The sequence below is a fragment of the Bremerella sp. TYQ1 genome, assembly GCF_020150455.1.
Lineage (GTDB): Bacteria > Planctomycetota > Planctomycetia > Pirellulales > Pirellulaceae > Bremerella > Bremerella volcania_A.
This window is the reverse complement of the sequence record NZ_CP083740.1, coordinates 617194-637058: the sequence shown is the minus strand read 5'-3', so window position 1 is coordinate 637058 and position 19865 is coordinate 617194. Positions and strand designations below refer to the sequence as shown.

Genomic DNA, 19865 nt, shown 5'->3' with positions numbered 1-19865 from the left:
CTTATGGTAAAACTTAGCCATCTATTAGGGATAAGTTTTCCGGAGTATTCATGAAATCGGACTTTCAGGAGCAGTTTTTCTCGCAGATGGGGCCGCGGCATCAGTTGCAGCTTCTTTACGATGCCATTCCCGACGTTTTTTTCTTTACCAAAGATCGTGAAAGCCGCATGGTCTGGGCCAATCGGCAGCTGATCAAGCGTCTGGGAGCAAGCAGCGAAGAGGAAGTGATTGGAACGTATGACTCCAAGTTCTTTCCCTTGGAAATTGCCAAAAAGTACCGAGCAGACGACTGCTTCGTGATGGAAACGAGCCAGCCGATCAACAACCGTGTCGAGGTGTTCTACAACGAAACCAAGATCCTCGACTGGCACATCACCAGTAAAATCCCGCTGTTTAGTGCTGATGGAAAAGAAGTCATCGGCGTCGCAGGTGTCATGCGAAGCTATAAAGCAGGCAAACGCTGGGCCGCTCCTGCTTCCGAGATTGAAGAGATTGTCGAGTACATGCGGACCCCGGAAGGTTCGCTGGCCACCGTCGAAGAGCTCGCACGCCGGGCACACTTATCGTCGCGACAGCTCAATCGCAAGTTCCAAGCGGTGTTTGGGATGAGCGTTCGTGACTTTAAAATTCGAACGCGATTGAACTCCGCGGCCGAGGACCTGACACGCTCGGAGCGTTCGATCTGCCAGATTGCGTCCGAACATGATTTTTCAGACCAAAGCACGTTCAGCCGATTATTTCGCAAGCATATGGGAATGACGCCGCTCGAATATCGACGCAGCTATCGCAATCGTCTTGCGGCGGGACACGAAGTAGAAGAGTAACCCAATTCCGGCTACTTCAGCTTGATGCCCCAGATCCCGTTGCGATTTTTGTTACGGGGAATCTCGCCGTTCATTTTCATTAGTTGCTTCCCTTCCTGGGTAATGCCGACATCCTTGTAGGTCCCGCCGTGAGCTTCCGCAATGGCGGCGAACTTGTCACGGTCTTTCTTTTGAACCTGCATTCCCATGGTATGAATGACGATCCCCTTGAGCGGCGTATTGGCGAGTTCAACATCCGCTTTATCGGTGAACGCACCATCGCCCAGAATATAGACTAAGTCGGGCTTCATATTCAAAGCCAACGTGATGGCGTCGCGGCCGTCGGTTCGCCAACACATTTGAATCGTGCTGAGCCACTGGCGGACAAGCATCTTGTTTTTGTCGTTCGCGTTAACCATCTCGGTCGCCGGCGAAGGATAAAACAATGGGTAGGCGGTATCGCTATAAAAAACGATGTAGAACTTTTGTTTGGGCGACAGTGAGTCGATCGCTTTATCGAGTTCGACAAGGGCAGTCTCCATGCGACCGGCCGTCATACTTGCCGAATTATCGACGACAAAGCAAATACGCTGCCCTTTGGCCTGCGTTCCGAAGAACTTCGCCATCTTGCCGACATCGTTGGTCAAACCATCTAAGTCGGCCATAAGCCCGTTCGGGTCCATCCCCGCGAAGTCGGCCGGCTTCGAGGGCATCAATTCCGCAACGGAAACCGCTTCGCTCATCATCGCAGGATCGGCAGCGAGTGCCGTCAGCTCAAACGACTCGGTTAGCATGTCGGGCGTTTCCATTTCGACTTCCATCTCGGGTTCGATTTCTGGTTCGAACTCGAGTTCCATCTCTTGCAGCTCTTCGGTCGGCTCTTCGTTGGTAGCCAGCAGATTGAGCGACTTGGGAACTGGGGGCGGGCCGAGCGTGGCGACAACCAATACGGTGACGCCCATCGAATGGAGGAGCAAGCTTACGAGCCAAGCTGGCATGCTCCACAAGATTGCCAGCTTCCACCATTGGCGTTTTCGAGGTGCTTGTTCGACAGCTCCCTCGTCCGTGGCTTCCGCCGGATTCGTTTCTTGAGGGACAGGCCGACGAGAGCGAGTCGGACGCGAAGTCGTCGTGTTTTCGGTCATTTCCATATCACTCCAGCAGGCCTGAAATGAGGCAGGCACTGGGGCATCGATGCATTGTAAGGAAGAGAATTGCGAGATTAGCTACCTCTTTATATTCGAAATTCGCAATATCTGACGCGAATTATTCCTGGAACCTCAATTTCTTTGAGTTATTGCGGAAGTAGCTTCCGTTACCTGCGCAAATTGTTTAGTATCGCGCAAAGGAAACCCCTTAGCAATTTGCTTGCCAAGGGGTGAAGATTTTCAAGTTGTTTCGCTAAGCAAAACCTTACACGCGGAACTTGCTCATCAAGCTTTGCAGGTCGTCTGCGATCCGGTGCAAATCGGTCCCAGTCGTCTTTGCGCTGCTGGCCCCTTTCGCCGTTTCACGAGCCGAGTCGTCGACGGCCAACATGCTACTGCGAATCTCTTCACTTGCACTGGCAGATTCCGATACGCCTTCGCTGATCATCAGAACTGCATTCGAGGTCTGATTGATATGCTCGGCGATCGACTGCGTCGTGCAGTTTTGTTCTTGAATTGCAGCGGCAATCATCGTCGACACTTCGTTGACTTGGGCCACATGATGTCCGATATCACCGATCGACTTGGTCGTTTTCTCGGTTGCATCTTGAATGGCCGTAATTCGTAGACGGATGTCTTCGGTGGCGGTAGCGGCCTGCCGCGCGAGTTCCTTGACTTCGTTCGCTACAATGCTGAACCCCTTGCCTGCTTCTCCCGCACGAGCCGCTTCGATGGTTGCGTTTAGTGCGAGCAAATTGGTTTGCTCGGCAATGTCTTCAATGGTTTCGATCACACGGCTGATTTCGGTGGCAGCCAAACTTAGTTCGGCGATATTCGTATTGCTGAGGTTCAGTTCTTCGGCGGCCTGGCCGGCAACGTACGAAGCTTTCTCAGTGTTACCGCTGATGTCTTGAATGCATGTTGCCAGCTCCTCGATGGCATTAGCTACCGTCGAGATGTTGGCCTGCATCTCTTGCGTCGACTGCGAAGCTTCATTCATTCGCAACGCCATTTGATCGGCTGCTGCTACCACGCGAGCAGAACGCTGAGTGGTATCGTCGGCGCGGCTTGTAAGATCGCCAGCAGTAACAGTCAGCTGCGAAGAAGACTCGACCAACATCGTCGCTCCTCCGCCGACACGGATAACGATTTGCTGAACCTGCTCGGCAAATGTATTGAACCACTGCGAAAGTTCGCCTACTTCATCATTACCATCAACGGGCAAACGGCGCGTCAAATCGCCTTCGGCTTGAGCGATGTCAGCCAACATTCGCGACACTTTCCGCAACGGACGAAGTACCCAAATGACAATGAAGGGACACGGCACCAATGCAATGACGGTTCCCACGATCATCGCGAAACGAGAATCGGCCCCGACTTCTTTGGACGTTTCGACACGCTGTTCAAAGAGAGTTGTCGCTGCGGCGGCGACTTGATCGATACCTTCTTCCAAGTTATGAATCGGCACTTTATAGGGCGTCATCATCTGGTTCGCTTCCTGCGGAGATAACTCGGCGTCGGCAATGGCCTGATCACTGACTGCCCACAGGCCGGTCATGTACTCTTTGTGCAGTTGAGGTAACGTGTTGGCGATCGACTTAATCTCGGCAGAGAATCGCGGGTCTTTCTGCACGACTAGTTGCATGCTGGTCAACAGTTCCCGAATCTCGGCTTCTTTGGCTCGCAGTTTCGGAACGTACTTTTCCAACTGCTTCTCTTGGTTGCCGATGTTCAGAAAGAGATCTTTCTCGAACCGGCGATGTTGCAGCATCAGGTTCTTAATCTTCTGCGCATCGCCATAGATCTGTTTGTCAGCGGCAATGTATCCGAGTTCCGCTTCGACGCTGCTAAGACCGGAATAACCGAGGTAGCATGCGAAAGAGGTCAACACGAGCACGACGCTGAAGCCGCCAATCAGCTTGGTACTGAGCCGAATCGATTTGATCCCCATCCATAGTCGCCGTTGCGATTGCTTCCTCGCATCTGCCATTGCTGCCCCTCTCTGATTGGTTGTCATCGACTGATGAAATTCAGTAACGATGAAACCTAGGGCACGACTAAGAGTTGATAAGGATTTGCCCCAGTTTTTCTTTGAACGGCAAAGCCTGGTCCGTTTTCTAACGAAAACAACTAAAGGATCAATCGGCGACGACGCAGCGATTGCTGCGCTACAACCTGTTTGCCAGAAGTAGGTTACAACTTCGATTTGGTTACTGCGGTGGACTTTGCTTCGATACAAAGCACAGGCTTGCGGTTCGCCGCTTGATCATTTCCACGCTTACACAACTGTGGCAAATAGCCCTTCTTATGCAGGGGCCGCTCATTGGCCACAAAAGGGGGTTTTTTAGTTGTGATGATCGATGCGTATCGATAAACTCATGCAATCTCGTTTTCCAGTTTTATTTATTTAACTTTTCTTTCACTGGGTCAGCGGCATGAAAACCCCCTCTTCGGAAGACCGATCCGCATTTACCCTTGTCGAGCTGCTGGTGGTGATCGCGATCATCGGCGTTCTTATCGCACTTCTTCTTCCGGCAGTGCAACAAGCACGCGAAGCGGCTCGGCGAATGAGTTGCTCGAATAACTTGAAGAACTTGGCGCTGGGGATTCATAACTACCACGACATCTTTGGCAACTTTCCGCCAGGGTTCATCGATGCGGACTTTAATCCTCCGAACTTCTCCACTGTTGGCGGACAGGACGGCGGCTATTCCTGGCAGACATTAATCTTGCCTATGATCGAACAGACAGCACTTCACGATCGCTTCGACTTTACGAAGCATGTCTACGGCAAAGCTGGTGGCAGCCATGGAGGTAGCGTTACCTCGAATCACAACGCCGTTTCGACAACGCTCGACATCTTTTCATGTCCTTCCGATATCAAACCAGAAACGACAACTTCGCAGCCAGATACATCCGCGATTGGTTATCACGCCAATATCGCCACGAGCAGTTACGCCGGTTCACGTGGGAGCTACGAACGCAGTGCCACCCCCGGCACCGAATTGCAGCATCACCGCACGGTTTGCAATGGTGTGCTGTTTGAGAATTCGGAAATCTCGTTTCGTGACATCCAGGACGGTGCAACTAACACGACCATGCTTGGTGAGATTCGCTGGCGAAGTAACGGTATTGGTTCCAAAAACAATGTGCTGTATGGATCGGTCGCGTCCGGCGGTCAGGCGCGTGCCGACTATATTAACGGCGACGAAACCACGGATCAGTCCGCAGGTCCGTTTCGACACATTCGAGCCACGCGAACAGCCATTAATTCTCGCACGACGAACGATGACAAATATGGTCGTTCGTTCGCAAGTTACCATCCCGGCGGTGCCCTCTTTGCGATGAGCGACGCGTCCGTTCGCTTCATTAGCGAAGTAATCAATCATCCTGGCTATACATGGGAAGCCAACAATCCCTACGGCACCGGCAATCAAAACAACTTTGGTACGTATCAGCGGCTAGGGGCCCGTAACGACGGCTTGGTATTGGGAAGTGGCTTTTGAGACGCCGTGACAGCGATAGCCAAACCGCTGATTCTGATTCATTCATTCGTTAGGTATGGCGATTTATGGAAAACCCAAAACCGATACTCTGGGGAATGCTCTTTGCATGCAGCAGCTTTCTCTTCATGGGGTGCGAAACGAATAATACCGGGCTTACGTTTGTCCCTGCTTCGGGAATAATTACTCTAGACGGCGTTCCACTAGCAGAGGCGGACGTCGAGTTTGTACCGCAGAATATTCAGCCTAATGAGAACGGCCTGGGAGGCTCTGGTGGCTTCGCCAATACGGACGATCAAGGACGTTTTGAGATGTACACGGCCTCGAATGCTGGAGTGGAGCCTGGCACATATCTTGTCAAGATCCGCAAGACCTCTCAGCCTGAAATCACCGATCCGGAAGCACGTGTGCCACCAGGTAAAGAGATGGTTCCTGCCCAATACAACTCGAAGAGTGACTTGGTAGTGGAATTAGGAGATCGCGGCGATACCGAAATTAAGTTCGATTTGAAATCGAATTAACGGTCTGTCGATGTCGGCATGCATCGATACTTCTGCGCCCCTGTTGCGGGGGACTAAGCGACTTGCGCCGGCTGCTTAGACGTAGCCGCAAGCTCGTTGAGTTCCTGAACCATTTGAGTCCGCAAGATGTGCTCGACGTAGGTTAAGATTTCAGCGATTTCCTTACCGTCCATTACGCGGTGATCGTATGCGATTGTTACATCGACTTGCCCCTGATCGCGAATGGGACCGTACGTCAGCGTCGATGTAACCGGGGCTCGAGGATCCAGAATGGTGACGCCTTGTCCGGCCAAAGTTGTCAGGGCAAATGTACCGAGCCGCTTGATACGCTTGACAGGCGAAAACTGGAATCGAAGCCACCACATGAATCGCCGCACCCAATAGGGATAATAAGCGAAGCGGACCTGGTTCTTAAAGACTTCTTCGACAGGCCCTTGCTGGTATCGCTCTAACAACCCTTGAAGTTGAATTAACGGCCAAGTTTCACTTTCGGCAAATGGAGCGAAAAAGAGCCAATCTTCATCGTTCACTCGGCGCGAAACGACAATGTTCCCGACAGAGTGCGGATGCTCGTACAAGTGCGGCCATGGCCACGAGAGATAGGTACGCCGCAAGCTAGGATACTTTTGCGAGGCAAGCGAAAAGGCCCGCAAGAACAGCACTGCCCAAGAAATACGGCATGGCACCGCGTGACGAGCATGCTGCAGGCTCTCGACGTTGATTGTCTTTACCTGAGATACGGTCGGCATCGATTGATGCAATCGCATTAGGTCGGTGACCATAGCACGATGGACCGGCATACCGGCAGGCAGCCACCTAAGCCATTTAGGTGTGGCAACGTAATCGGAAGAGATAGACGTAATGTTTTTGTTCATCCGCGCTACCGCAGCAACGGGCCGGGTCATTTGATGGTTACCACGTCCGTTGACCACGCTTCCAGACGGGCCCCCAATAGATAGCTAATTTACGGGAATCCGGGCAAGGCCAGTTTTGCTATCAAGCATTTGCCAGCTAAACGCCTTTAAAGAGGTGCTTTTTCGTCTGGTGTCACTCCTTCAAGCTCGATGACTTCGTTTTCTTCATCCGGCATTTCTGAAACCATCAGCTTGAGCGCAGCAGCTTCCGCCTGACGACAATAATCGATCGATTCGCCCAAGATTCGAGCTGCTTCCTGATCCGCATGAAAACCTTTGGAATTCTCGCTGCTGATAAAATCGAGCCGCCACATCCCTTTCTTTTGCAGTTCAAGCACCGGGGCCAACTGTTCCGGGGAAGCTCCACTGGCTTTCGCCGCATTGATGGTATCCAGCATATCTGTCATCGCCACGGCAGCTCTTTCCATAAGGGCTTTCGTGCGATCTTGAATAGCCGTTACCCGCTGCTTCAATTCCTCTTCATTGACGTTATGGCATGTCTGGCACGAACGATTCACACTTAGCATGGGGCTGCGAACCCAATGACTGCTCACTTTCATCGCTCCCTTGCGTTCATACGGCATGTGACAATCGGCACACGAGACACCGCTTCGAGCATGAATACCTTGGCTCCAGAGCTCGAACTCCGGGTGTTGAGCTTTGTAGATTTTGGCGCCAGTTTCCGCGTGGTGATAGTCGACGAAATCGCTTCCGTCGGGAAATTTGTGTTCGTCGAACAACGCCTCAATTTGCTCGACTTTCAAGCCGTTAGCCCAAGGAAAGAAGAGCGTCTCTTTGCTGGCACAGTAGTACTCCACATGGCACTGGGCACATACAAACGTCCGCATCTCCTGGCGTGAAGCATCCTGATTGGGGTCGTAGTCGCGATCTTTTTTCCCTTCGCGCCAGCGATGAATACTTGGCAAATGTGGAACGGGGTCGTCACTTTTGGCGAGTGCCGCTATTCCCTGGACGAAGCCGGGGCGTGTCACACGAATTGCCATCGACTGTGGATCGTGACAATCGACACAGCTGACGGGATGGGCGTTACCATCGTCGCTGATACCATCGGGTGTTTTCAGTAATTCAGCATGAGCATCGGCATATTCCATGGTGCTCATTTTCTTAAAGCCCTCCATCACAGCAGGCCAGTTGAAATCGTGGGCGAGATCTTCCGAGGTAATCTCCGTTTCGCCTTGCTCCAACAGCCCCAGTCGACGGTAAGTTGGGGCCACCGAAGCATGACAATGCAGGCACGCGCCTCCTTGCTTTCGTTCCGTAACACGTTTGGTGACTTCCTGATCGCTGAGCATGTAGGCGTGCCCACGCGCTTCGCGGTAGTCGAGACTGAATGCGTAGCCAGCATACAGACGCTTGAGCCATGGATGCGATTCAAGCTTGCTGGCGGCCAGACCTTCGGAGCCGCCGTACTCGCTTTCTTCCGAGTCGACAGTAAGCAGGTAGGTATCATACTGATCGGGCCAGTTTACACCCCACGGCTTGGGATCGGTCATCACCTCGTTGACTTCTTCCAGCCGCACAAAGGGAACACGAGCCTCTTGCTTTTTCTCGAAGATGTTCGTTAGCAATGCAACGAGTCCGAACGTTACAACTGCGAACAGAAACATCAGCCCGGCCAACGAAAGAAACGAACTACCGCCGCGAGATGGTTGGGGCGAACTTTCAGTACTCATGGGTGCCTACTTCTCAGCGAGAATTGGGTTCCAGCGTCGGATAAACTCGGGAGTGCAATGAATGACCGACATCGGCGTGACAATGCACGCACGACATCGTTTCTTCCGTCGACTTGGCCGGCAGCATGTTGTGGACAAAGTCGGCATGACAATGCAAACAAGAATTTTGTGTCGTTCGTCGATTCCGCGGTTTGATTCTGAGCGGATCGGGATAGTCGTTGAAGGTGAATGCGAGAGAGTGGAAGAATCCGTTATCTCCCTTGGTCACCCATTTTCCGATCGGATCGTGTGAGAGATGGCAATCGTTACAGACTGCTACGTCGTGATGGCTTGATTTCTCCCAGGTGTCGTAAGACTCCTGCATCACGTGGCAATTGACGCACGTCTTGGGGTCGTTGCTTAGATAGCTCGCCCCTTGGCCATAGCCAAAAGTAAATGCCCCCAAACCCAAAACAACGCCAAGCAAAATAGAAAAGAATGCCGAAAAGAGTCCGACATAGATTTTCGCTGTCGCGTACCGTTTTCGGACATGTCGAGCTCCGCGTTTCTCGCCGTCAGTAGGCATTTGCCATTCCCCGAGCAGGCAAACGATTCCCTCCGATGGGCCCCTCCCACCGCACGGGAGATGCCACTTCAGTGCCGATGATAACGCTCTAAAAAGTCATTCTCAAATGAATTTTTGAGAACCGTTTTCTCAAGCCTTGAGCGATGCCCTGAATCGCCCAATCAGCGCAAACAGTTGTCTTGACGTTTGTTGTAGAAACGCCTATCCTGGGGGTATGGACGCAACTCCGCAAAAAGCTCGTTCGCAGGCCTCGCCGCGCAAATTTGACTCCTTGGAACAGGAGGTCTTCCTTAATTTGTGGCGGACTTACGACCGCCTGAAAGCTTTTGAAGAAGAAGTCTTCAGTGCGGCAGGTCTTTCTGCTCAGCAGTACAACACTTTACGGCTACTCAAGTCGGTACATCCAGAGTCGATGCCGACATTGGTTTTGGGATCGCGTCTGATTTCTCGTGCTCCTGACATGACACGGCTGTTAGATAAGCTGGAACAACGCGGTTTACTAGTGCGAGAGCGACGGCCGGAGAACCGCCGGGTGGTTGAAGTTACCATCACCGACGGAGGCTTGGCATTGTTGGAAAAGCTTTCCACGGACGTCCAAAAGTGCCACCACAAGCAGCTTGGTCATCTGCCTTACGAATCGCTTCGCCAGCTTGCGTCACTTTTGAAAGAGGCACGTGAGCCGCATGAAGATGCGACCAATCTCTCGCTCGTAGATGAATAGCCCTGCCGACGCAGGATCATTTCACGAACACCGATAGGCAAGTTTCAGCATGATCGATATTCAAAACAATCCGCAAGTCTTGGTCATCGGCGGAGGCCCCGCTGGAACGACAGTCGCTACCCTGCTGGCTCAGCAAGGAGTCCGTGTCGAGCTTTTCGAGCGCGAGAAATTTCCGCGTTTCCATATCGGTGAGTCGCTCATCCCTGAGACCTACTGGGTACTTAAGCGACTGAACATGCTGCCGAAGTTGAAAGATAGCCAATTCATCAAGAAGTACAGCGTGCAGTTCGTCAGTGGGTCTGGCAAACAATCGGCTCCCTTCTACTTTCACGACAACAAAGATCATGACTGCTCGCAGACGTGGCAAGTCCGCCGAAGTGAATTCGACGAAATGATGCTTCGCAACGCCGAAGAGCATGGCGTGAAAGCACACGAAGGCGTTCGCGTTCTGGATGTCCTTTTTGAGGGAGATCGAGCGGTCGGCGTACAGATTATGGACGAGAATGGCGAGAAGCGTGAAATCCGCGCCGACGTTGTCGTCGACGCGAGCGGTCAAAGCTCGATGCTGATCAACAAGTTGAAACTTCGCGTACCTGATCCGTCGCTGAATAAGGGCTCGATTTGGACGTATTACAAGGGAGCCAAGCGAGACTCTGGGCGCGACGAGGGTGCAACAACCGTACTTCAAGTTGAGAACAAAGAAGGGTGGTTCTGGTACATTCCCCTTCACGACGACACGGTCAGCATTGGAGTCGTCGGCGACTTCGACTATCTATTTAAAAACCGTGGTTCTCACGAAGAAGTTTTCTTTGAGGAGCTAGAACGCTGTCCGGCCGCCAAGATGCGAGTCGATGGGGCGGAACGAGTCACCAAGGTATTTGCGACTAAAGACTTTACTTACAAGTCGAAGCAGGTTGCCGGCGATGGCTGGGTTTTGATCGGCGACGCACTAGGCTTTCTCGATCCACTTTATTCGTCCGGCGTGCTGTTGGCTCTCAAGTCAGGCGAGTTGGCAGCAGATGCAATTGTCGAAGGATTGAAGAAGGGAGATACAAGCCGCTCACAACTTGCTCACTGGGAGAAAGACTACCTGGTTGGCATGGAACGGATGCGTAAGCTGGTCTGCGAATATTACGATGGGTTCAACTTCGGCCGCTTTGTTCGCCGCTTTCCGAACCACCGTGGTGATATTACCGACCTACTTATCGGCGACTTGTTCAAAGACAGTCTTGATGAAGTGTTTGAATCAATCGCCGCGATGAAATCTGAATCGGAAGCGATGGCGGAATAGTTTTCGCCATCAACGCTTATCGCAGGTGACGGTCTTAGCTTATCTTCAAGTTTCCGAGACCACCATCAACTCCGATCACTTGACCGGTGATCCAGTTGTTTTCTTTCGCCACCAACCAACACGCCAACGAGGCGATGTCGTCTGGCTTTCCTAGGCGACCGAGTGGGTGCATTGAACGCGAAGCATCGGCCGATTTAGACCGGGACCAGATGATTTCGGTTAACGGGGTTTCGACAAGCCCAGGGGCGACGGCGTTCACGCGAATCTGTTTCGCTGCGTAAGTCGCTGCGGCCGATTTAGTAAGCCCTTCTACTGCTCCCTTCGCTGCGGCGATTGCTTCGTGATTCGCCAAACCAATCCGGGACGCAGCGGACGAAAATAAGACAACGCTCCCTCCATGTTCTCGCATGGTTGTATTGGCAGCACGGACGCAGGCAAATGCCGTCGTCAAATTCAATGCCATCGTTTCGTCAAGTTCTCGCTGCGTTGTAATGTGAGCAGGCTTCAAGATCAGCGAACCAACACAGTTAATGATGGTATCGACACGCCCGAATGTCTCCTTGGCTTGTTTCGCGGCCCCATCCATTTGATCGAACTGAGTTGCGTCGACTACTAGAGAATCGGCATCCAACTCGTCGGCAAGTGCCTGAAGCTTTTCTTGACTACGTGAGACGAGCATCAACTGAGAACCGTTAGCTCGTAACTTACGTGCAATCGCGGAACCAATTCCGCCGGTCGCTCCGACGACGATCGCGACTGGAGATTCATCAGACATGATGAGAACCTTTCCGGGCAATATGACATTGTTTACTGCTGCCCAGAAAAACCGCACGCAGTTGGTCGCCTCAACTCGGAAAATGATTGGAATGGTTCCCTGTTCTGGTAGATTGGCGGTCCGAAAACCTCATGCTCTCCGTGTTAGGAACAGATTGATGAATGCTATTCGCTCGGTCTTGGTACTCACCTTTTTGTTGGCGGCATCCACTCCGCTATTCGCTGCGGATCGTCCGCCAAACGTTATCTTGGTGTTCATCGACGATAAGTAGAAGTCCGAAGCTGGATTAGATCAAGAAGTGCGGGAAAAATAGAGCTATTCAGGCCGAAATGTAGGGTTTGCAAATTGCGGTAGATATCGACAAATTCAGGTCTAATTTGGGCTATTAACTACACTTTGCTACACGGCGTTCTACTCTGCCCGCGTTCTTGAACGATTGAGAACCAGCCGCCCTGTACAAAAACGATGCCAATAGAAAACAGCGGCAATTTCCGAGCGAAATGATGACGAAACACGATTGCAAATGCCAAAGGAAAATGACAATTTCAGCCGAAAAGATCGAGCCAAAGAACAAATAGCACGTTAAATCCACGATCGGCGCGTACCATCCTCACAGGCCAAGATGGAATCGATTTTCTCAAGCCTAAGTCAAGCAGCACGCGAGTAGTGTTTTAGAATTCCGCCCAGTCGCGTCTTGCACTGGATATCAGCCATGCTGAGCGTGGCAACTTCATCGTCCTTCACCTCGCTCTCTGGCCTGTCGCGTCTCGACAACAGCACGTTGCCAATTCCTTGGTGCGGGCGCTCTTCATGGTAGTGTTCGACGTATTCACGGATGATCAGGTCGAAATGCGATTGTCCAAATACGATGAAATAATCGAGTGCTTCTTGCTTCAACGATTGAATCGAACGTTCGATAAACGCGTTCAGGTTGGGTGCCCGAGGTCCAACAGGTTTTACTTCGATACCACGATCTTTAAACACCGAATGGAATCTCTCGGAAAACGCTTTGTCCATGTCTCGCATGAGAATCGTGCAGGCCAGGCCCTCCGTTTTCACGTGTTCCAGAAACGCTCTGGCTTGCTGTTCAATCCACTTGCCACCAGTCGAAAAGGTGGACGGCGTTACGAAGACGCGACGCGTCGCCACGTTGATAAACGCCAAGGCAAAGACTTGTCTTCTGCCAGTCGGCGTCCAGATGCGTTTGCTGAAGAAGTCGCACTGCCAAAGCGTGTCCTGGTGTGCTTTCAGGAACTCCGACCAGGTTCCACGGCCACGTTTGGGGCCAGGGTCCAGTCCGTTCTCGATCAGGATATTCTTCACCGTCTGACGCGATACGTTCCCCAGGCCAAGCTTGCGAATCTCACCCAGGATGCGGCTGTACCCCCAGCCCGTTTCTTTGGCGACACGGATAACGAACTCGCGAATGATGACGGCGATACGTGGTCGGCCAGACTTCTTCGGCATGTCTTCGCCGTCCGCCTTCCGAACCCATCGCCGGAAAGTCGAATAGTCGACGATGGTGATCAATTGGCGAATGGCGGGCCCCAGCACACGTCCCAGTTTGAGAAGTCGTTCGCGTTCCTCCTGCCGCAGAAATATCTTCTGCTTGGGCACTCGTTGACGGAGCATTTCATTCTCGGCCTTGAGGAACTCGATCTGATGCCGAAGATCTTTTTCCACGGACCTTGCCAGGAGAAATAATAGCGGCTGGAAAATCTCGCGCACGGCTGCTAAAACCTAGGAAACGTCGGGATAAACAAGGTGTGGCATTCTTTTTGTACCCCGACGCCCCGCCTGAATAGTTTCAAAAGTTCTCGTGATTGCCAATCGAACACGTTTAATTGTTAAGAGTTAACGGCTAGGCAACCGGTAGCCGATATTCTCGGTTCGCGAAGGGTTCCGTTCGGGGTGCGAAGTCAACCCTCCGCAATTCAGAAAAGAGTTCGGTTCGCTCAAAGGTAGACCGAAAGGGACGCGGAATCGCTAAGTTCTTTCCCCGGTATCAGATAACGCAAAACCACCAACAGAGAACATTCACGAAGAGGGTTTTGTACGGGGAACTATGACCCCGAGTCATCCACTTAGCAAAATTCTTCTGACCCATTAGATCGTATGAGGAATGTCGGTTATCGTTGCGGAGTCGTTCTGACTCAGGACGGTTCGTCATTATGCACGAACGAAGACGGGTGCAAATCGCCGAGCCCTATCAGATTGGCAGCATCTGATTGCTATTCACCTCCTTCCCAAGCATGCCGCGACGTTGTTTCAAAACCGCCATGGAGGGCTAGTCCAAGGCAATAACATTCAAATAGAATCAATCGGGGTTTACACTAGTCTGGTTTCGCATAGACAAAAGACGCTTGATACTTTGGAGTCGTCCTTATGCGGCTTAAACAATCCGATTGAAAGACCGAGCAAGTTAGGCAGTTTCCGAATCCACTCCTTAGGTGGCAACCTGCTTCGGTCGGGTGAATTTGCATTTTTGAATTTAGAACCGAGAATACGCCATGATTCGACAGCGACCGCTCATTGTTATCGCGTTTGTTTTTCTTCTCGGGCTACAGGTACAATCCAATGCAACTGGGCAAGATCGGATTGCTCCCGCAGGTGTGGCAAAGCACTCGAACCCGAGCTATTCCATTACAACGATCCGTGATGCACACACGGACGCCAAGCCTGTGATTGTTGTTCAAAGCGAACTTGACAGGCTAATCGACGAAGACGGCGGAGGTGCGTGCCCGATCTCGGCCGCTCTGATTGCGATGCAGACCGTGAAGTTGATGGCGGGAGCGGCGTTGCATCCACATCCACACCGCTACGCACTTCAACTGTTCCAGGAACAACCTGAGTTGAAGGAAGGGCGAATTCCAAATGACCGTTTTGTCAATCTCCTGAAGAAGGTTTCGGCGGCAGGAGAAAAGCTTGACGTCGACGTTGAGACGGTTTCCGCCACGAATAGCAAGCACACGGACACCGGACCTTATTGGTCTCAAACCGACGGACCAGATTTGTCGGTTAATCCAGGTGAGTTAAAGGTTCTCTCGTACACGGTCACCACGGCGAACGGGGTTTGGCTTGGCCGCCATTTTGTTCTGCTGAAGAGTATGGAAGGTGAACAGGTTCGCGTCCTTGATCCTACTCGTCCCTTCAAAGATTACCAATACGGAATTCGGTTCCATGGCGACGATGCCGCTCCGAAGGCAATTGTCATCTTGGACAACCTATCGCGCAATGATGAGAACGAGCCGATCTATGAATTGAATACTGTCTTTACGATCAAGATCGTTGGTACGCGGGATTATATTAACAATTCGTCGGCGGCCTCAGTCGACCAGATTAAGACCGAAATCGACCTGCTCGCGAAAGAGCTTCAAGCTGAAAACAAGCTTACCTCGCCGAAAGAGTGGCGAAGTCGCGGTGCTAGGTTCGGATTGCCAGGATTGGACCTGCCCACAACGGTAGGGGGCAGTGACTGGTCCGCCGAACAAATGCTTGAGATCTTTCGTCACGCCGGGCGTTACAACCTAAATCTACGTGATGTTGTTGGTGGCGCTCACGGTAGACCGGCTATCAAGCTTGAATCTGAGTTTGCCCAAGCGGCCATACACGATCTGATTGGCGGCCGCGCTTACTTTGCGGTAGCTATCACGGAAGAAGGAGCAGGCACTCACACAAAGAATATTCAAAGTCGAGCAATCAGAGACGGCGATGGTTTCAGGCTCACAGGATCAAAGCTTTGGAACGCCCGGCTGCGACAAGCAACGCACGTGGTTCTTTACGTGCAGGCTGCCAACGACAGACCGGGCAAACAGACCGCGTTTCTTTTGCCGATCAATCACCCGGGTTTGGAGATTGTCGATCGGTATGCACATGGGCTTACAGGAAATTCATTTGGCGGACTCAATTTCGATCAGATGTATGTAGGCCCGGAGCACTTAATCGGCGAGGACGGCGACGGTGGTGATCTTTTTGAGGAGCATTTCCTCTACTGGCGATTGATGCAGTCGGCAGCGGCGATCGGATGTGGCGAACGAGCGTTGGAGGTCATGGCTGAGCGGATTCGAGAACGCGAAGCCTTTGGAGGTCCGATCGGACGGTTTACTCATCTTCAGGAACCCATCGGCGAGCAACTCACCAAGCTCCGCATGGCATTGGCTTTGTCTCGCGAGGCTGCACGCTACTTTGATCAGGGAAACTATGACGCCGCGGAGCCATTGGTTAATGGAATCAAAGCAGAGGGTGTCGAATTCGCACTGGAAGCTTGCGATGCTGCGATGCGTGCGCACGGTGCCCTTGGCTACAGCCGAGAGGTAGACCTGGGCGATCGAGTCCGCGACCTGATGGGGCTACGAATTGCTGATGGAACAACCGACGTCATGCGGATGACAGTCGTCCGAGATGCCTTCGGTCACGATCTCTGGCAAATGGCTATCGAAGACGGTGGAGATTGATCGCGATGAAGAAGAAAACCAGACATTCGAATAAATGATTTCACGAGTCTGTAGGTGCACGCGGCTGGTAACCGTGGCGTTTGGTTACGGCGATAAGAGCAGGCCGATCCAAACGAGAAGGCGAAAACGCCTCTGGCAGATGCTCGGCAGCAGGGGGCTCCAACGGCGGCCCCGCGGGTAATGAGTCGTTTTCGCTACGCTCAAACAACTCGTTACCCGCTTGGTTCTGTAGACCTTCTTGAGGATTGAAGCTATCTTCAGAGTTCATGACTCTCTCCTAATTAGGAGAGGTCATTCCCCTACTACTTTCAGCTCTAAACTGAGCAAAGATGTCGGTGAGGGGCACACTCGATCAAGCGCCACAAACGCTCTGACCAATTTTGATGGTTCGCAAACCCTTGCTGTGTATCGCCTTGCTTGACAACTCCATCAAGAACCAATAGAGGTATAAGCTTGCCAAAGGGAGCCCCTGTGCGATACTAGCGTTCACTTGAAAGCGATAGTCGACTCGATAACATTCTTAATCTTTTTCAGAGCCACGTCAGCAGATTATGCGCGATGTAAACTTCGTCGAGCTTCTGCGCAGAGCGTCCGCCTCACTTTCCTCCTCACAGCAGGTAATTTTCTTTACAAGTGAGAATCTCGAACGATTGCACGGTCATCTTTCAGGGCTTCCGCATTCGCAGGTGCCCGTTGAGAGACGCGTTATCAAACAATTGCCTCCAAAGCAGCTGAGTGAGTCATCATAAGAGTCAGGGGAGACGTAATATCATGTATCTCAAAGCAGTTCTTGTTCGCTTCTTCAAATCGTTCAACTTCGACTACCTTCGCAAGAACCATCCCGGGGCCAAGGCGTTGCCATGGGAGAACGTTGGCGAAGCGTGGTTTCCGTTCGTCCGTATTCCACTGGCAAGAGACATCACGACCATTGTCGGCGCAAACGAGTCTGGCAAGAGTCATTCTCTCGGTGCAATTAAGAAAGGACTTTCCGGCGAAAACATCTCTCGCAGGGATTTCTGTCGATACTCCCAGTTCTTTACAGTCGAAGAGGGAAATATGCGATGGCCGGACTTCGGCCTTCATTTCGCGGACCTCAGCCGAGAACAGCAGGACGAGCTTCGAACACTGATTGAAGTAAAAAGCGACAGCTCTTTAGATGAATTTATTCTTATTCGACGTGACAGAACCTCAATTGATATCTGGCTCAAGCAGCGTGATCAATACGTTCAATGCGATGTCAAGGACACGGCAGCATTCCTCAAAAGCGCATTGCTCCCGAAAGTCTTTGAAATTGACTCTAGCGTTGCGCTCCCAAGCAGTGTGCCTCTTTCATGGCTGAGAGGTGAGACGCGTTCCGCTTGGCGCCGAACCGAGCGAAATTCCCTTGTTGGAATAGTCGATGGCATTCTTTCGCATTTTTCATCCGAAGAAGCTGTCAAGTCCGGAGCTTCAGCCATTTCCAAGGCTATGGCAAAGTTTTCGCCTGATGATGAGGAGGCAGCGGCAGATGGAAAAGCGACCCGATCTCTTGAACTTGCACGGGACCTGTTGTTCAAGGTAGCCAAGATCGACAGAGCGGCAATAGCCGATCTTTCGAAAGCATTAGCTGAAGAAGACGAGGGCCTTGCCAATGGCTTGCTCCAGCAAATTAATCAACGCCTTGCCGCTGAATTGAATTTTCCGAAATGGTGGGTGCAGGACAGGGATTTCCGCCTCACGGTCTCTGCCCGCGACGATGACCTAGTCTTCACAATCAGCGACCGTACTCAAACGGAGTATTCCTTCGGCGAGCGCAGCAACGGCCTCAAATACTTTCTCAGTTACTACGTTCAGTATTTGGCACACGATCATCCTAGCGATGGCTGGGAGATGTTGCTCATGGATGAACCTGATGCGTATCTCTCAAGCCAGGGCCAGCAGGACCTTCTAAGAATCTTCGACGCATTTGCACATCCTGAAGAGGATGGATGCAGGCCAGTGCAGGTCGTTTACGTTACGCACTCCCCATTCCTGATCGACCGCAATCATGGTGAGCGTATACGCGTACTGGAGAAAGGCACGGACGATGAGGGTACGAGGGTTGTCAATGATGCGTCGAAGAATCATTACGAACCGCTCCGTTCATCATTCGGGTCGTTCGTCGGAGAGACTGCCTTCATCGGCAACTGCAATCTTATGGTTGAGGGATTAGCCGATCAGGTATTGCTCGCAGGGTGTTCAACTTATTTGCGGGCACTGGACGTTTCTAAGATCAATACCTTCGACCTGAATCGAATCACGATTGTTCCGGCAGGCTCTTCATCCCACATTCCGTATCTGGTTTATCTGGCTCGCGGGCGAGATATCGAACAGCCGTCCGTCATTGTTTTGCTCGATAGCGACAAATCGGGAAAGCAGGCGCAAAAAGACCTAAAAAGGGGCGGCGCAAAAGGCAAGCAAATCATAAAGCCCGAGTCCGTGCTCATGCTTGCTGACTTGGCAAGTGAGGTGAAACTGCCGGAAGGCAAAACCCTAATCGAGTCGGAAGACCTAATCCCTCCCGGTCTTTGTGCCATTGCGGTGCAGCGATTCCTCAAAAAGGTCTGTGGTGTATCAGCAACAGATGCCGCAAAGGTCACCCAGGATGCAATTGTTTCGGCATGGACCGCAGACCGACAGCACTACGACGCGATCAATCACGTCGTGCAGTCTGAAGTTGGGCCGGAATTTCACATCGACAAGATGGGGTTGGCCCGAGAAGTCGTTGAATTGATTCACCAGAACCACATTGCCCCGACTCCGATCATTCCTGAAGAGGATGCCAAAACCTTCCAGGCGAATTTTGCTGTCCTGATTCGGCGGCTCTCCGAAATGCAGAGACAGGCCGAACGTGGAACATCACAAGAGCGAATCTCTCGCAAAGTCGACCGCGTTATCAAATCGTTTCGCAGTGACCATCCAACGACTGCCAAGCGCGAGGAAGCCATTCTACTGCTTGAGGATGTTGAATCCGCTTTGGACGACAGCAGCGAAGCGGACACGGTTCGGCTTGAGCTTCAAAAGCTAAGACGCAGTTTCGATCTCAACGAACCGAAACCGGGTGCGGTCGAACGGTTCGCGGAGTTTTCTCAGGCGCTTGGCTGTGTGCGGTATTCTGCCCTAAACGCGGTTCAGCAGGAAACGGTTGACTTGTCGGCCGCAACAGAGCCAAAGCAGGCTGCAGTTGTCGAATCCAGTGCTCCCGCCCAAATAATCACGGATGGAAAAGGGCAACCGATTTCCACCGAAGCAACGATTTCACCAGGAATCCCGCCATCTGACAAAACGTGACGGCGGCATTATCCGAAGATACTAATGAGGAGAGCATGGGACCAAAGCACATACGATCACATTGGTAGCGATTTTCGAGGCACCGGTCAGATACAGCATTGCCTGGCGGATATCCAGGTGACGCTGAAGGCAGTCGGTGCCGAGATCAGCGGAGGCTCCGGATCGCG

The 19865-nt window shown here is 52.1% G+C and carries 15 protein-coding genes; 7 read left to right on the top strand and 8 right to left on the bottom strand.

Annotated elements, in window-relative coordinates:
* Positions 1-50 precede the first annotated feature (50 nt).
* Positions 51-824, top strand: a complete 774-nt coding sequence (locus LA756_RS02370) for a helix-turn-helix domain-containing protein (protein WP_224438283.1) — start codon at positions 51-53, stop codon at positions 822-824.
* 11 nt (positions 825-835) lie between these two features.
* Here LA756_RS02370 and LA756_RS02365 read toward each other — a convergent pair whose 3' ends face one another.
* On the bottom strand, positions 836-1948 hold the full coding sequence (locus LA756_RS02365; protein ID WP_224438282.1) for a VWA domain-containing protein: 1113 nt from the start codon (positions 1946-1948) through the stop codon (positions 836-838).
* Positions 1949-2216: 268 nt separating this feature from the next.
* A complete protein-coding gene (locus tag LA756_RS02360) occupies positions 2217-3902 on the bottom strand; it encodes a methyl-accepting chemotaxis protein (protein ID WP_224438281.1) in 1686 nt (561 codons plus the stop codon).
* Between the two features lie 484 nt (positions 3903-4386).
* On the opposite strand from LA756_RS02360, the gene LA756_RS02355 reads away from it, so the two are divergent.
* Entirely contained in the window at positions 4387-5457 is a 1071-nt protein-coding gene (locus LA756_RS02355) for a DUF1559 domain-containing protein (RefSeq protein WP_224438280.1), read from the top strand.
* 65 nt (positions 5458-5522) lie between these two features.
* Positions 5523-5975 (top strand): carboxypeptidase-like regulatory domain-containing protein, encoded by a 453-nt coding sequence (locus tag LA756_RS02350; protein WP_224438279.1) that lies wholly within the window; start codon positions 5523-5525, stop codon positions 5973-5975.
* Positions 5976-6028: 53 nt separating this feature from the next.
* On the opposite strand, the gene LA756_RS02345 is transcribed toward LA756_RS02350, so the two are convergent.
* The 3 genes from LA756_RS02345 to nrfH form a co-directional block, all read right to left on the bottom strand.
* Positions 6029-6850: a hypothetical protein gene (locus LA756_RS02345; protein WP_224438278.1), complete on the bottom strand. Its 822-nt coding sequence runs from the start codon at positions 6848-6850 to the stop codon at positions 6029-6031.
* Positions 6851-6996: 146 nt separating this feature from the next.
* On the bottom strand, positions 6997-8583 hold the full coding sequence (locus tag LA756_RS02340) for an ammonia-forming cytochrome c nitrite reductase subunit c552 (RefSeq protein WP_224438277.1): 1587 nt from the start codon (positions 8581-8583) through the stop codon (positions 6997-6999).
* Positions 8584-8596: 13 nt separating this feature from the next.
* Positions 8597-9148 (bottom strand): cytochrome c nitrite reductase small subunit, encoded by a 552-nt coding sequence (nrfH, locus tag LA756_RS02335; RefSeq protein WP_224438276.1) that lies wholly within the window; start codon positions 9146-9148, stop codon positions 8597-8599.
* A 295-nt stretch (positions 9149-9443) separates the two neighbouring features.
* On the opposite strand from nrfH, the gene LA756_RS02330 reads away from it, so the two are divergent.
* Positions 9444-9869: a MarR family winged helix-turn-helix transcriptional regulator gene (locus LA756_RS02330; protein ID WP_224438275.1), complete on the top strand. Its 426-nt coding sequence runs from the start codon at positions 9444-9446 to the stop codon at positions 9867-9869.
* A gap of 49 nt (positions 9870-9918) precedes the next feature.
* The gene (locus tag LA756_RS02325; protein ID WP_224438274.1) at positions 9919-11160 is read left to right on the top strand and encodes an NAD(P)/FAD-dependent oxidoreductase; all 1242 of its coding nucleotides are present in this window, start codon (positions 9919-9921) and stop codon (positions 11158-11160) included.
* A 34-nt stretch (positions 11161-11194) separates the two neighbouring features.
* Here LA756_RS02325 and LA756_RS02320 read toward each other — a convergent pair whose 3' ends face one another.
* Together LA756_RS02320 and LA756_RS02315 are read right to left on the bottom strand one after the other, a co-directional pair.
* Positions 11195-11935 carry an SDR family NAD(P)-dependent oxidoreductase gene (locus LA756_RS02320; protein WP_224438273.1) on the bottom strand — a complete coding sequence of 247 codons (741 nt, stop codon included), beginning with the start codon at positions 11933-11935 and terminating at the stop codon, positions 11195-11197.
* A gap of 648 nt (positions 11936-12583) precedes the next feature.
* Entirely contained in the window at positions 12584-13567 is a 984-nt protein-coding gene (locus tag LA756_RS02315; protein WP_224438272.1) for an integrase core domain-containing protein, read from the bottom strand.
* Positions 13568-14445: 878 nt separating this feature from the next.
* Between LA756_RS02315 and LA756_RS02310 the strand changes: the two genes are divergently transcribed.
* Positions 14446-16389, top strand: a complete 1944-nt coding sequence (locus tag LA756_RS02310) for an acyl-CoA dehydrogenase family protein (RefSeq protein ID WP_224438271.1) — start codon at positions 14446-14448, stop codon at positions 16387-16389.
* A gap of 40 nt (positions 16390-16429) precedes the next feature.
* On the opposite strand, the gene LA756_RS02305 is transcribed toward LA756_RS02310, so the two are convergent.
* The gene (locus LA756_RS02305) at positions 16430-16657 is read right to left on the bottom strand and encodes a hypothetical protein (protein WP_224438270.1); all 228 of its coding nucleotides are present in this window, start codon (positions 16655-16657) and stop codon (positions 16430-16432) included.
* A gap of 503 nt (positions 16658-17160) precedes the next feature.
* On the opposite strand from LA756_RS02305, the gene LA756_RS02300 reads away from it, so the two are divergent.
* Complete coding sequence (locus LA756_RS02300; RefSeq protein WP_224438269.1) at positions 17161-19698, top strand: AAA family ATPase; 2538 nt, start codon at positions 17161-17163, stop codon at positions 19696-19698.
* Positions 19699-19865: the final 167 nt, after the last annotated feature.